This is a genomic window from Franzmannia pantelleriensis (assembly GCF_900102875.1).
Classification (GTDB): Bacteria; Pseudomonadota; Gammaproteobacteria; order Pseudomonadales; family Halomonadaceae; genus Franzmannia; species Franzmannia pantelleriensis.
Map to the genome: position 1 here is coordinate 22,120 of NZ_FNGH01000017.1, position 13,447 is coordinate 35,566.

At 63.0% G+C, this 13,447-nt stretch carries 14 protein-coding genes; 6 read left to right on the plus strand and 8 right to left on the minus strand.

Annotation, left to right across the window (positions count from 1 at the left end):
* From BLT16_RS18190 to BLT16_RS18210, 5 genes are all read left to right on the plus strand, one after another.
* On the plus strand, positions 1–519 hold the full coding sequence (locus BLT16_RS18190) for an LPS-assembly lipoprotein LptE (protein WP_089660168.1): 519 nt from the start codon (positions 1–3) through the stop codon (positions 517–519).
* Between the two features lie 25 nt (positions 520–544).
* A complete protein-coding gene (holA, locus tag BLT16_RS18195) occupies positions 545–1,603 on the plus strand; it encodes a DNA polymerase III subunit delta (RefSeq protein ID WP_089660170.1) in 1,059 nt (352 codons plus the stop codon).
* A 63-nt stretch (positions 1,604–1,666) separates the two neighbouring features.
* Positions 1,667–2,662, plus strand: coding sequence for a TRAP transporter substrate-binding protein (locus BLT16_RS18200; protein WP_089660172.1), 996 nt, complete (start codon positions 1,667–1,669; stop codon positions 2,660–2,662).
* Positions 2,663–3,202 carry a TRAP transporter small permease gene (locus BLT16_RS18205; protein WP_245701762.1) on the plus strand — a complete coding sequence of 180 codons (540 nt, stop codon included), beginning with the start codon at positions 2,663–2,665 and terminating at the stop codon, positions 3,200–3,202.
* Positions 3,199–4,458 (plus strand): TRAP transporter large permease, encoded by a 1,260-nt coding sequence (locus BLT16_RS18210; RefSeq protein WP_089660174.1) that lies wholly within the window; start codon positions 3,199–3,201, stop codon positions 4,456–4,458. Before BLT16_RS18205 ends, BLT16_RS18210 begins: the two co-directional genes overlap by 4 nt.
* A gap of 29 nt (positions 4,459–4,487) precedes the next feature.
* On the opposite strand, the gene BLT16_RS18215 is transcribed toward BLT16_RS18210, so the two are convergent.
* From BLT16_RS18215 to BLT16_RS18245, 7 genes are all read right to left on the minus strand, one after another.
* Positions 4,488–5,087 (minus strand): pyridoxamine 5'-phosphate oxidase family protein, encoded by a 600-nt coding sequence (locus BLT16_RS18215; protein WP_089660176.1) that lies wholly within the window; start codon positions 5,085–5,087, stop codon positions 4,488–4,490.
* A 67-nt stretch (positions 5,088–5,154) separates the two neighbouring features.
* Positions 5,155–5,475 carry a cytochrome C oxidase subunit IV family protein gene (locus tag BLT16_RS18220; RefSeq protein ID WP_089660178.1) on the minus strand — a complete coding sequence of 107 codons (321 nt, stop codon included), beginning with the start codon at positions 5,473–5,475 and terminating at the stop codon, positions 5,155–5,157.
* Positions 5,476–5,484: 9 nt separating this feature from the next.
* The gene (locus BLT16_RS18225) at positions 5,485–6,192 is read right to left on the minus strand and encodes a heme-copper oxidase subunit III family protein (RefSeq protein WP_089660180.1); all 708 of its coding nucleotides are present in this window, start codon (positions 6,190–6,192) and stop codon (positions 5,485–5,487) included.
* Between the two features lie 10 nt (positions 6,193–6,202).
* Positions 6,203–6,892, minus strand: a complete 690-nt coding sequence (locus BLT16_RS18230) for a cytochrome c oxidase subunit 3 (RefSeq protein ID WP_245701763.1) — start codon at positions 6,890–6,892, stop codon at positions 6,203–6,205.
* Positions 6,889–8,676 (minus strand): cytochrome c oxidase subunit I, encoded by a 1,788-nt coding sequence (locus BLT16_RS18235; protein WP_089660182.1) that lies wholly within the window; start codon positions 8,674–8,676, stop codon positions 6,889–6,891. Before BLT16_RS18235 ends, BLT16_RS18230 begins: the two co-directional genes overlap by 4 nt.
* 3 nt (positions 8,677–8,679) lie before the next feature.
* Positions 8,680–10,083: a c-type cytochrome gene (locus BLT16_RS18240; protein WP_089660183.1), complete on the minus strand. Its 1,404-nt coding sequence runs from the start codon at positions 10,081–10,083 to the stop codon at positions 8,680–8,682.
* Between the two features lie 156 nt (positions 10,084–10,239).
* Complete coding sequence (locus BLT16_RS18245; protein WP_089660185.1) at positions 10,240–10,776, minus strand: DUF1269 domain-containing protein; 537 nt, start codon at positions 10,774–10,776, stop codon at positions 10,240–10,242.
* A 291-nt stretch (positions 10,777–11,067) separates the two neighbouring features.
* On the opposite strand from BLT16_RS18245, the gene hutC reads away from it, so the two are divergent.
* Positions 11,068–11,784 (plus strand): histidine utilization repressor, encoded by a 717-nt coding sequence (hutC, locus tag BLT16_RS18250; protein WP_089660187.1) that lies wholly within the window; start codon positions 11,068–11,070, stop codon positions 11,782–11,784.
* Positions 11,785–11,856: 72 nt separating this feature from the next.
* Here the strand turns inward: hutC and BLT16_RS18255 are convergent, their stop codons facing one another.
* A complete protein-coding gene (locus BLT16_RS18255) occupies positions 11,857–13,194 on the minus strand; it encodes a YjiH family protein (RefSeq protein WP_089660189.1) in 1,338 nt (445 codons plus the stop codon).
* Positions 13,195–13,447: the final 253 nt, after the last annotated feature.

A 13,447-nucleotide genomic window follows, 5' to 3' on the forward strand; every position in this document is an offset into this window, starting at 1 on the left:
ATGCAGCGTCGCCGCTTTCTCCATCTGTCGCTGGCTGCCGGTGCCGGCCTGGCGCTGGCCGGCTGCGGCTTTCACCTGCGCGGGCTGGACACCCCGGTGATGTCGCTCGACAGCATCGCGCTGGTGGCCGCCGACAGCGACCTGACTCCCGCGGTGCAGGCAGCGCTAGAGCGTGCCGGCACCGCAATTCGCGACGACGCGCCGCTGCGTCTCAACCTCGGCGATGAGTCGTTCCGCGAGAGCCGCCGCACCTTCGGCAGCGCTGCCAGCCGCGAAATCGAGATGACGCTGCGTGCGCCCTTCTCGGTGCAGCGCCAGCGCGACAATGCTTACCTGCTCAACCAGCAGCAGCTCGAAGTGAGCACCAACTTCAGCATCAGCGACGATAACCTGCTGGCCCAGGAGGATCTCCGCGAGGAAGCCCGCCAGGAGCTGCGAGAAGAAGCGGCGCGCCGCCTGTTAGACCGACTGCGCGCCCTCGACAGCCAGCCTGGTTCATTAGAGGCCACTGATGTGTGACGCGACTCACTTGTAAGGTGCTCACGTGAAGATCTTCCCCGACAAGCTGCCCGAGGCGATTTCCAGCAAGCTGCCGCCGGTGGTGATGGTGACCGGCGATGAGCCGCTGATCCATATGGAAGCCTGCGATGCCGTGCGCGCCGCCGCGCGCCAGCAGGGCATCGAGGAGCGCGAGGTGCTGCACGTCGAGAGCGGCTTCCAGTGGGGGCGACTCACAGAGTCTGCCGCCAGCATGTCGCTGTTCGCCTCGCGCAAGCTGATCGAGCTGCGCCTCGGCAGCCAGGCCGCCGGACAGGAAGGAGGCCGGGCGCTGGAGGCCTATGCCGAGCAGGCCAAGGGTGGCGACAACGTGCTGCTTCTCAGCGCCGGCAAGCTCGACCGCAAGCAGCAGCAGAGCAAGTGGTTCAAGGCGCTGGACAAGATCGGGCTGTTCGTCCCGGTATGGCCGGTGGACCACCAGCGACTGGGGTTCTGGATGCGCGACCGCGCCAGTCGCCACGGCCTGCAGCTCGACATGGAAGCGGCCAAGCTGCTCGGCGAGCGCACCGAAGGCAACCTGCTTGCCGCCGATCAGGCGCTGCAGAAGCTGGCGCTGCTGATGCCTCCCGGGTCTCGCCTCAACGCCGAGGCGATCGCCAGCGGTGTCGACGATAGCGCCCGCTACGATGTCTTCACGCTGAGTGACGCCTGCCTGCGCGGCGAGCGCGAGCGGGTCTCGCGGATCGTGCGTGGCCTGCGCCAGGAGGGCGTCGAGGCGCCTATCATACTGTGGGCGCTGACCCGCGAGCTGCGCATCCTGCTGTCGCTCTACCAGCATCTCGACCAGGGCCAGAGCTTCGAACACGCCTGCAAGGCCCAGAAGCCGCCGATCTTCGACAAGCGCCGCCCTGCCTACCAACAGGCGCTCAACCGACTGCCGCTCAAACGTCTGCATAAGCTGCTGCTGTTCGCCCAGCGCCTCGACCTGGCGATCAAGGGTGCCGCTCCATTGCCGCTGTGGGACGGCATCCACGACCTGGCGCTGACACTGGCCGGTGGTCGTGGGCTGCTGGCCGAATCACCACTATCGTACAAGGTAGGCTGAATTGACCCCGACAGTAGCCCTCGGGCATGCTTCAAGGGTTTGATCACAAGAAGGAAAATCATAATGAATCGCTTTGCACGCTGCACACTGGCCGCGGGTATCTCGCTGGCCGTGATCACATCCGCCCAGGCCTCCGACTTCGCCGACATGGATCCCGTGACCCTGCGCCTGGCCCATGTGGTCAACGAGCAGGATGGGTTTCATATCGCCGCAGTGAAGTTCCAGGAACTGGTCGAGGAGCGCACCCAGGGCGCCGTCAGCATCGATATCTATCCCAACGCCGCGCTGGGCGACGAACGCACCCTGCTCGAAGGCATGCAGATCGGCAGCATCGACATGGGCGTGATCACCAACGGCCCAGTGGCCAACTTCGTCGAAGAGATGGCGGTCTTCGAGCTGCCCTTTCTGTTCCCCTCGCCCGAGGCTGCCTACGACGTCCTCGACGGCCCCATCGGCCAGGAGCTGCTCGACAAGCTCGCCGACGTCAACCTCAAGGGACTTGCCTACGCCGAGCGCGGCTTCCGCAACCTGACCAACAGTCAGCGTCCGGTCAACTCTCCCGACGATCTCGACGGCCTGCGCATCCGCGTGATGGAGAACCCGGTCTACACCGATACCTTCCGCGAACTCGGCGCCAACGCCATTCCCATGGCCTGGACCGAAGCCCTGACCGCCATGCAGCAGGGCACCATCGACGGCCAGGAGAACCCGGTCAACGTCATCCACTCCTTCAATCTCGACGAGACCCAGGCTTACATGACGCTGTCGCGCCACACCTATGCCCCGGCGATCTTCGTCATGGGCATGCCGGTGTGGAATCAGTTGCCCGAGGCCGCGCATGAGGTACTGCGAGATGCCGCTCAGGAGGCCGCCGAGCATGAGCGGCGCATGAATGCCGAGATGGAGGCCGATCAACTCGCCGCACTGCGCGATGCCGGCATGGAGATCAATGACACTCCCGATCTCGAGGCCTTCCAGGCCGCCGTGGCGCCGGTTTACGACAAATACGGCGAGCAGTTTGGCGACTACCTGGAACGCATCCAGGCGGCGCTCGAGTAAGTGAATCTGCTGCGCGCCCTGCTTCCCCGGCTCCAGCGTATCGAACGGGCCGTCGACGCCGTCATCCAGCCCCTGGTGTTTGCGGGTATGGCGGCGTTGATTGCCACCATCACGCTGCAGATCGTCTCTCGCGTGCTGTTCAGCGCGGTGGGCTGGACCGAGGAAGTGTCGCGTTTCCTGCTGATCTGGATCACCTTCCTGGGTGCTACCCTGGCCTTCCAGCGCGGTCGGCATATCGCCGTGACCTTCGTCGTCGAGGCCCTGCCACGCCGCCTGCAGCGGCTGGCGCGCATTGCTGCCCTGCTGGTCGCGCTGGGTTTCATGATCACGCTGGTGGTGATCGGCTATGAGTACATGCACGCCCAGAGCTTCCAGCGCTCGGCCTCACTGCGCCTGTCGATGACCTACATCTATGCGGTGATACCGCTCACCGCGGCGCTGATGAGCTGGTATGCCCTGGTCGACCTGGTCGAAGTGCTGGTGAGGGATCCCGACGACATCGACTCGGGTAGCGTCAACGCCGAGGAACCACCCGCATGACCGGTCTGCTGTTCGCGCTGTTCTTCGTGTTCATGCTGCTCGGCGTTCCCATCGCCCTGGCCATCGGCGCCAGCACCCTCGTCGCCATGCATGCCCAGGGCGTCCCTCTGATGGTGGTCACCCAGCAGATGTTCCAGGGCATCAACTCCTTTGCGCTGGTGGCGATCCCCATGTTCATCCTGGCCGGCGACCTGATGGCCCAGGGCAAGGTCAGCGAAAAGCTGGTGGATTTTGCCGATGCGCTGTTCGGCTTCCTCAAGGGCGGACTCTCGCTGGTCTCGGTGGGCGCAGGCATGTTCTTCGCCGCCATCTCCGGTTCCGGCGCTGCCACCACCGCGGCGGTGGGATCGAGCCTGGTACCAGAGCTCAAGCGCAAGGGCTATGACCCGGCCTCTGCCGCCAGCCTGATCGCCGCCAGTGGCACCATCGGCGTGGTGATCCCTCCCTCGGTACCCATGATCATCTATGCGGTGATCGCCCAGCAGTCGGTCTCGAAGCTGTTTCTCAACGGCTTCATTCCCGGCCTGATCATGGGGCTGGGGCTCGCCGCCATTGCCATCACCCAGGCCTATCGTCGCAACTATCCCCGCGGCACGGCGCTGTCTATGGCGACTATCTGGCGGACCCTGAAGAGCGCCAGTTGGGGCCTGATGACGCCGGTGATCATCCTCGGCGGCATCTTCTCGGGAATCTTCACCCCCAGCGAGGCCGCCGTCGTGGCGGTCAACTACGCTCTGCTGGTGTCGCTGTTCGTGTATCGCGATCTGCGCCTGGCCGACGTCTATCGCATCCTGATTCGCTCGGCGATCACCACCTCGGTGATCATGCTGGTGATCGCCACTTCCGCGGTATTGAGTTGGACGCTGTCCAGCTGGCAGGTGCCTGGCGCCATCGCTCAGGCGGTACTGTCACTGTCCACCGATCCCTACGTGATCATGCTGCTGATCGTGGCGGTCATCCTGCTCACCGGGGTGTTCATCGAAACCGCCAGCGCACTGATCATTCTCACCCCGGTATTGCTGCCGCTGGTCACCCAGCTCGGCATCGACCCGATCCACTTCGGCATCATCATCGTCATGGGCCTGGCGATCGGCATGATCACGCCACCGGTGGCGATCAACCTCTATGTCGCCTCCTCGGTTACCCAATTGCCGCTGGAGCGCATCACACGAGCGATCCTGCCCTACCTGCTGGGACTCATCTGCGTGCTGGTGCTGGTGGTCTACGTACCGATTCTCATGGGCTGGTCGGGATGACTCTCCGCCATGCCGCGGTGATGGGGACCTCATAGCTCGTCCCGGTAACGCGCCAGCATCGCTTCCTGGCTCTCGGGTTCGCCGCTCCCGCCGGCTTGATCCTGGATCATCTTACCCATGCTCGGCAGCTCCGAACGTTCGCGGCGACTGTCATCGGCCCACAGGCGCGAGCGCATCAGTGCCTTGGCACAGTGCAGGTAGGCCTCCTCCACCGTCACCCGAATCACCACCCGCGGCTCACGACGCTCACCTTCCACCTGTGCCAGCAGCGCCTCGTCCACCGAGACCTCCGCCGCGCCGTTGATACGCAGGCTCTCATCGACCCCAGGGATCAAAAACAGCAGCCCGACGCGTCCGCTGAGGATGATATTGCTAAGCGTGTCGAGGCGATTGTTGCCCGGTGAATCGGGAATCAGCAGCGTGGTGTCATCGACGACCTTGACGAAGCCTGGCGCACCACCCCGCGGCGAGGCATCGTGCTGGGCGCCATCGCCGCTAGCCAGGACCACGAATGGCGACAGCGCGATGAAGCGTCGGCAATGCTTATCCAGGTGGTCGAGTTGCTTTTGTAGGGCACGCGGCTTGGCAGGCGGGTAGAGCGCGCGCAGTTCCTCGATGGAGCGGATCATCGTTGTCTCTCTGACTGGTTGAACGATGCCCAGTGTCGCACGCCTCGATGACGACGTCGTGTCGCTGTCATCCGGCCAGATTAGCGAGCCGTGACACGAGCGTGTAGTTGGCCTCCATCGCCATCAGCACGGCCAGGAACAGCAGTACCGCCGGTGGTACCAGCACGGTATAGATGAGCGACAGCCGCTCCCACGCCATATGCATGAAAAAGGCCACGATCAGGCCGGCCTTTAGCAGCATGAACAGGGTGATCAGGCCCCACTTGGGCAGCCCCTCGATTCCTGAAATATCGACCAGATAGGAGAGCACGCTGAGCACGAACAGCCAGAGCCATACTTTCAAGTAGACGCGTAGCTCAGGCTGATGATGGCTGTTGTGTTGATCCATGCCGACCCCCTACCACAGATAGAAGAACGCGAAGATAAAGACCCACACCAGGTCGACGAAGTGCCAGTAGAGCCCCAGGCTCTCGACCATTCCGTAGTTGCCCTTGCGCCCGGTGAGAAAGCCGGGGCGCTGCCCGTCCAGCGAGCCGCGCATCACCTTGACCGCCATGATCACGATGAAGATCACGCCGATGGTGACATGGGTGCCGTGAAAGCCGGTGATCAGGAAGAACACCGCACCGAACTGCGCCGCCCCCCAGGGGTTCTCCCAGGGTCGTACGCCCTCACCGATCAGAATCGCCCACTCGAAGGCCTGCATGCCGACGAAGCTGGCCCCCAGCAGTGCCGTGATCAGCAGCAGCACAGCGGTCTTGCGACGGTCGTTGGCATAGCCGTACTTCACCGCCAGCGCCATGGTGCCGCTGCTGCTGATCAGGATGAAGGTCATGATGGCGATCAGCAGCAGCGGTATCGACTGCCCGGCGATGGTCAGCGCGAATACCTCACTGGCATCCGGCCAGGGCTCCACCGTCGACATGCGCAGCACCATGTAGCCGACCAGGAAACAGGCGAAGATGAACACGTCGCTGAGAATGAACAGCCACATCATCGCCTTGCCCCAGGGCACGTTGAACACGCGCCGCTCCGCCGACCAGTCGTGGATAAAGCCGGGTGCGCCCTGGCGGGGCGACGAGACGTTGGGTTCGTTAGACGCCATGCTCATGCCCTCATGTCATCAGCAGCAGGGCAAACAGAATGCCCCACACCACCAGCAGGAAGTGCCAGTACAGCGCACACAGCTCGACGCTCTGTCGAACGGCAGCGGGCGTGGCGCCCTGCTGCAGGCGAAACAGGCTACGCGACCAGGCGAACAGCCCTCCCAACAGGTGCACGGCGTGCAGTGCCGTCAACAGGAAGAAAAACGCATTGGCCGGATTCGCCGCCAGCGTGATGCCGCCACTCTGAAGCTGCCACCAGGCCAGCGCCTGGCCGAGAATGAAGGCGATGGTAAAGCCGCCCCCCACCAGCAGCCCGCGCCACAGTCGTGGCAACTGATCGCGTCGCGCGGCCTGCCAGGCCAGCTGCAGCGCCACGCTGCCCAGCACCAGGCAGGCCGTGTTCCACCACAGCAGCCCGGGCACCGCCAGCGGCCGCCAATCGTGGGCCATCTCCTGGCGCATCAGGTAGGCGCTGACGGTCAACGCGAACAGCGAGGTGGCCACTGCCAGGAACACCGCCAATCCCACCCGGGGCGCAGTCGCCGCCGCCGGCAGTTGGCCGCCGCCCAGACCCTGCCGTTGGCCGCTACCCGCGGCCTGTGCCTCCCAGGGGCGCACGCCTACCGAGTGGCTGAACAGCCAACCACCGAACACGGCCATCAGCACTGCCAGGAAGACCAGGGATACCGTCATGCTCATGACCGCCTCCCGGGTACTGTGTCATCGGCCTCGACCGCCTCGGGCGGCATGTTCTGAGGGAGAAAATCGTGTTTGGCGCCGGGTACGCCGTAGTCATAGGCCCAGCGATAGACTACCGGCAGCTCGGCGCCGAAGTTGCCATGCCGCGGCGGGGTGTGCTCGGTCTGCCACTCCAGGGTGGTGGCCTGCCAGGGGTTGGGGCCCGCCTCACGGCCGTGGAAATAGCTACGCACCAGGTTGTAGAAGAACACCAGCTGCACCAGCGCGACGATGATCGCTGCCACGCTCATGAAGGCGTTGAGGGCCTGCATCGAGTCGGGAATATAGGACGTCTCGCCATAGCCATAGTAGCGCCGCGGCACCCCGGCAAACCCCATGAAGTGCATCGGGTAGAAGATCGCGTAGGTGCCCAGGAAGGTGACCCAGAAGTGGATCTTGCCCAGGGTGTCATCCAACATCCGGCCGGTGATCTTGGGATACCAGTGGTAGATCGCCCCGAACACCACCAGCACCGGGGCTACCGCCATCACCATATGGAAATGGCCGACCACGAAGTAGGTGTCCGCCAGTGGCACGTCGACGGTGACATTGCCCAGGAACAGGCCACTGAGCCCACCGTTGACGAAGGTGAAGATGAAGCCGATGGCGAACAGCATCGGCACCGTCATACGGATGTTGCCGCGCCACAGGGTGAGCACCCAGTTGTAGACCTTGATCGCGGTGGGCACGGCAATGATCAGCGTGGTGGTGGCGAACAGGAAGCCGAAGTAAGGGTTCATCCCGCTGATGAACATGTGGTGAGCCCAGACCACGAAGCTCAGCACCGCGATGATGATGATCGCCCACACCATCATGCGGTAGCCGAAGATGTTCTTGCGCGCGTGGGTGGCGAGGATATCGGAGACGATGCCGAACGCCGGCAGCGCGACGATGTAGACCTCGGGATGCCCGAAGAACCAGAACAGGTGCTGATAGAGCAAGGGGCTGCCGCCCTCGTGGGCAGACGGCTCGCCGAGATTGAGCATCTCCGGCATGAAGAAGCTGGTACCCAACAGCATGTCGCAGAGCATCATCAGGATCGCCACCAGCAGCGCCGGAAAAGCCAGCAGCGCCATCACCGTGGCCATGAAGATGCCCCAGATGGTCAGCGGCAGTCGCATCAGCGTCATGCCCCGGGTGCGCGCCTGGAGTACCGTGACCACGTAGTTGAGCCCGCCCATGGTGAAACCGGCAATGAATACTGACAGCGAGGCGAACATCAGCAGGATACCGCCGTCGATGCCCGGCGTGCCGGGGCTGATCGCCTGGGGAGGGTAGAGCGTCCAGCCGGCGCCGGTGGCGCCCCCCGGCACGAAGAAACTGGCCATCAGAATCAACACCGCGGCCAGATAAAACCAGTAGCTGAGCATGTTGAGATAGGGAAAGGCCATGTCCCGGGCACCGCACATCAGCGGGATCAGGTAGTTGCCGAAGGCGCCCAGGAACAGTGCGGTGAGCAGGTAGACCACCATGATCATGCCGTGCATGGTGACGTACTGCAGGTAGCTGGCCGGATCGATCAGCGAGAAGGTGTTGGGAAAACCCAGTTGCAGGCGCATCAGAATCGACAGCACCAGCGCCACCAGGCCGATGGCGATGGCCGTCACGCCGTACTGGATGGCGATCACCTTGGCGTCCTGGCTCCACACGTACTTGCCAAGAAACGTCTTGGGGTGCACCAGCTCCATATTGTCGAATTCGCCCGCTGCCGCATGCTGCACGCTGTGCTGTCCATGTTCAGCCATCGCTTACTCCTCCCCGTCGCGGGCATTAGCCGCCGCGACCGCCATGGCGGGTTGCGGCAGTGTGGCGATATAGGCCACCACGTCGCTGACCGCACGGTCGTCGACCAGCACCTGGGCCATCTCGATCATCTGGTTGCCGTAGGGATCCTCGCGGTGGCGCCCGCGAATCCCTTGCCGGAAGTTCTGCAACTGGCGCTCCAGGTACCAGTCCGGCATGCCCGCCAGGCGCGGGCCGTTGGTGGCGCGGATGCCCTGCCCCTGCTGGCCATGGCAGTTGGCGCAGGTGCGATAGCGGCGTGCGCCGCGCTCGGGGTCGCCGGCATCGAGGGTGGCCTGAAGCGGCCGCTCGGGCAGGGTTTCGATATAGGCCGCCACGTCGGCTATCGCCTGGCGGTCGGGCAGCATGCTGGCGAAGGGACGCATCTGCTGACCGAGGACATCATCCTCATGGGTACCACGAGCCCCGCTGCGGAACAGCTCGAGCTGACGCTCCAGATACCAGGCATCGAGCCCCGCCAGCTTGGGTGCATTGAGGGCCTGATTGCCCTGTCCTTCGGCACCATGGCAAGCGGCACAGCTGGTATACCGCGACTCCCCCGCCTCGAGGTTGCCAGGGTCGCGGGCGGCAATCTCGGCGTAGGTGAGCTGATCATCGAGCCAGGCGTCGAACGTCGCCTGCTCGACTACCTCGACTCGCCCACGCATGGCGAAATGCGCGATGCCACAAAGCTGGGCGCAGACGATTTCGTACTCGCCGAGTTCAGTGGGCGTGAACCAGAAGTACGAGGTCTGGCCCGGCACCATGTCCATCTTGGCCCGGAAATTGGCCACCTTGACGTTGTGCAGCACGTCCTTGGAGCGCAGCACCATCTTCACCGGCCGATCGACCGGCAGCAGCAGGTGTGGCGCAGTGATCAGGATGTCATCCTGGCCTGCCGGGTCGTCGATCAGCCCGAAGGGGTTGTGCTCATCGATGAACCGGTTATGCGCCGAGCCGAATCGGCCGTCTTCCCCCGGAAAACGGAAGCTCCAATGCCACTGCTGCCCCACCACCTCGACCTCATGGGCATCCTCCGGGGGTGACACGAACGCTGCCCACACCACCAAGCCAGGGGCCAGCAGGCCGGCGATACCCAGCGTGGTCAGGCCGGTCAGCCACAGCTCCAGCGACTTGTTCTCAGGATCGTACTGGGAGCGGCGGCGCTGGTTGTACCGATAGCGAACGATCACATAGGCCAGGAACAGGTTCACCGCCAGGAATACCGCGCCGGTGACCCACAGGGTGATCTGGATGGTGTCGTCGATCGCTCCCCAGTTGGAGGCCAGCGGGGTGAGATACCAGGGGCTGAAAAAGAAGAACAGCACCGAACCAACCGCCAACACGATCACTGCAATCGCCATTGCCATCGGCAGCCCCCCTTCCCTACGACCATCTATTGTTAGTCAGACATCGCACTTATTTATTCAATGTCTGATATCAATGCACGACCGGCGTCGTACTCTTTTCATTCATATGAAAAGTTGCTACTAAAACTCATCAAATAGCATATCGAGTATGGGCACTTAAATGCCGGTACCGCAGTGGTGGCGTCGCTCTTCTGCCGTGACCTTGTCGATGATCACCTCGGGATGGTGGCGGTGAATCGCCGAGTAGACCTTCGACTCCTGCTCGTTGGCGACATCGACCATCATCAGGAAAGCACCGCGCTCGATATCTTCCTCATACTTGTCGATTTTCACATCGTGAACCGATACGCCGATCATGGTGCTGGTCCAGACACCGAACAGGCCGCCGAAGATGCCCATGCCGGCAATTACCACGCTGATACCGATGTCCCCGAAGCCCCCACCCAGCACGTAGTAGACCAGTACCCCGAGGGCACAGCCGAGTGGGATGCCGTACAACAAGCCGCGCACAGCAGCATGCCCCACGTCGGAGGTCTGGCGCAGGGTAGCGTTGTTGACGCCACGCTCCTGGAGGTGCACCCAATCCCGTCCGGTAACATGCACTTCGTTACGGGATAAACCCAGCTCATCCAGCTCATGGGCGATATTGACCGTGGTATCCAGGTCGGGAGTGAGAAAATAGAGGCGCTGCATATGATGCCCTCCTCAATCAGGTGCGGGCGACTCAACGCGACATCAGGCACCGTAAACTAGTGCAGTCGCTTACTTGATAATTCATCCCTAAACCATCACATCGTCATTAACGACCCGCTTAGTTGGGTTTGTCCTTATCAAGGTTGTCTATCTTTTGTTTTCGAGCAAGTTTCTTTTATGTCGATTAAGACTAAGGCGATGCGGGTGACTCATCTCCTGGGGTGTAACCACCGCCCGGGGTAGGTAAACTGCTGACTGACAGATCACCCGATACAGGACCCAGCGCCGACCATGGGCAGCTCACCCCCGCTCTACCTGCAGATTCAGCAGCACCTGCTGGAGAAGATCCACAGCGGCGTCTGGCCGACGCACTACCAGATTCCCCCCGAGGAGCAGCTGGCCCGCGACTTCGGCGTCAGCCGCATGACCGCTAACAAGGCGATCCGCGACCTGGTTCAGCAGGGCTACCTGACTCGCCAGCCGGGGCTGGGTACTTTCGTCACTGATCGCAAAGCCGAGTCATCGTTGGTCGAGGTCCACAACATTGCCGAGGAAGTACGCAGCCGCGGGCACCAATATGCCAATCGAGTGCTGACCAGCGAAGCCATTGCCGCCGACGATGAGGTGGCGCTGCGCCTCGGCGTGCGCCTCGCCACCCGGGTCTTCCACACCCTGATCGTGCACTGTGAAAACGACGTGCCGATCCAGCTCGAGGACCGCTACGTCAATCCACGCTGGGTGCCCGACTACCTGACCACCGATTTTTCCCGACAAACCCCCAACGAGGTGCTGGTCGCGGCCTGCCCGATCACCGATATCGAACATGTGGTAGAGGCGGTGCTGGTGGATGCCGCCACCGCCGACCATCTCGACACCGATACCCAGCGCCCCTGCCTGAGCATGATTCGGCGTACCTGGTCCGGCGAGCACCTGATCAGCTACGCCCGGCTGATTCATCCCGGCGAGCGCTACAAGCTGCGCTCCTCGGTGCACCGCAACGGCTCGTGACCTGGCGCAGCCTCTAACGCAGTTCGGCCGGGCTTATGCCCGACCAAATCGTCACCCGGCAGCGTCGACGGATCAGCCTGCGGAGAGCGCCAGGACCAGATATCCTGCCGGCACCGCCAGCAGCAGGCTCAGCGCCACGCGCATGAACCACACCACCACGATGCGTGTCACCGACAGCGGAATGCTGGTGGAAAGAATGCAGGGAATCGACGCCGAGAAGAACAGCACCGACGACACCGATACCACCCCGGCGGCGAAGCGCGCCACGAACTCGGCCTCGGCCATCAGTAGCGCCGGCAGGAACATCTCGGCCAGCCCCGCCGCAGAGGCCTGGGCCAGCGCCGCACCGTCCTCTAGCCCCCAGATCGCCACGAACGGATAAAACAGCCAGCCCAACCACTCGAACAGCGGCGTGTACTTGGCCAGCAGCAGCCCCAGCAGACCTACCGACATGATCGACGGCAGGATGCTGATCGCCATCACCAGCCCCTCACGCACGTTGAGCGCCACGCTGCGGTGCAGGCCCGGCGCCTGCTCGGCGACGCCGAGCCCGGTGCGCCAGGCGGTAGAGAGCCGCTTGCCGGGCAGTGCCTCGGGCTCGCCATCGGGCTTGCCGTCATCCATCCGCGACAGCGGCGGCAAGCGCACGGTCACCGCGGTGACGATGAAGGTGATGGCCAGGGTCAGCCAGAAGTACAGGTTCCAGACGCTCATCAGATCCAGGGTGCGCGCCACGATGATCATGAAGGTCGCCGACACCGTGGAAAAGCCAGTGGCAATGATTGCCGCCTCGCGCGCCGAGTACTGCCCAGCCTGATAGACCCGGTTAGTGATCAGCAGGCCGATGGAGTAGCTGCCGACGAAAGACGCTACCGCATCGATGGCGCTGCGTCCCGGCGTACGCCAGATGGGACGCATGATCGGCTGCAGCAGTACACCGATCAGCTCCAGCAGCCCGTAGCTGATCAGCAGCGCCAGAAATACCGCGCCAATCGGTACGATCAGTCCTACCGGAATCACCAGCCGCTCGAACAGAAACGGCAGCATATCCGGCTCATGCAGGAAGCCAGGGCCCCAGCCGGTCATGGCCATCAGCGCCGCGGCCACCCCGGCGATCTTGAGCACGCTGAAGATGCGCTCGGTGAGGCTACGGTTCCAGTATCCCTTGATCAGTGGGTAGGCGGCACCGGCGATGATCAGCGCCAGGGCGTAGAAGCCACTTAGCTCACCCAACAGCGTGCGCGCGCCGGTGACCATATGGTCGAGCAGGATGGTGGTATTGCCGGCGATGGTGACCGGCACGAAGAAGATCAAGATGCCCAGCGCACTGGGCAAAAACAGTTTGAGCACGGTAGCGGGCCGGGCGGCCCCAGCGTGGCGCTGATCGGCCGTCGAATGGTGATGTGGCATGGGGAGTGCCTCCCTCTGGTTGTCTGATTAGGCAGTAAGGGGAAATCGCATGGGCGGCAATGACACCGTCAATATGTATATACAATAGATAGCCCAACCTCGCCAATCCCGCCTGGCCTCCAGCGACTATACTTTGGTCTTACCAAGACTCGAGAGAGCCATTACCCTGCGTCCGAAATGGCAAATATATTCGATTAAAATCAATGTATTATAAACTTAACGGCAATCTTGAACGCCACCCTGCGAGGAGAGG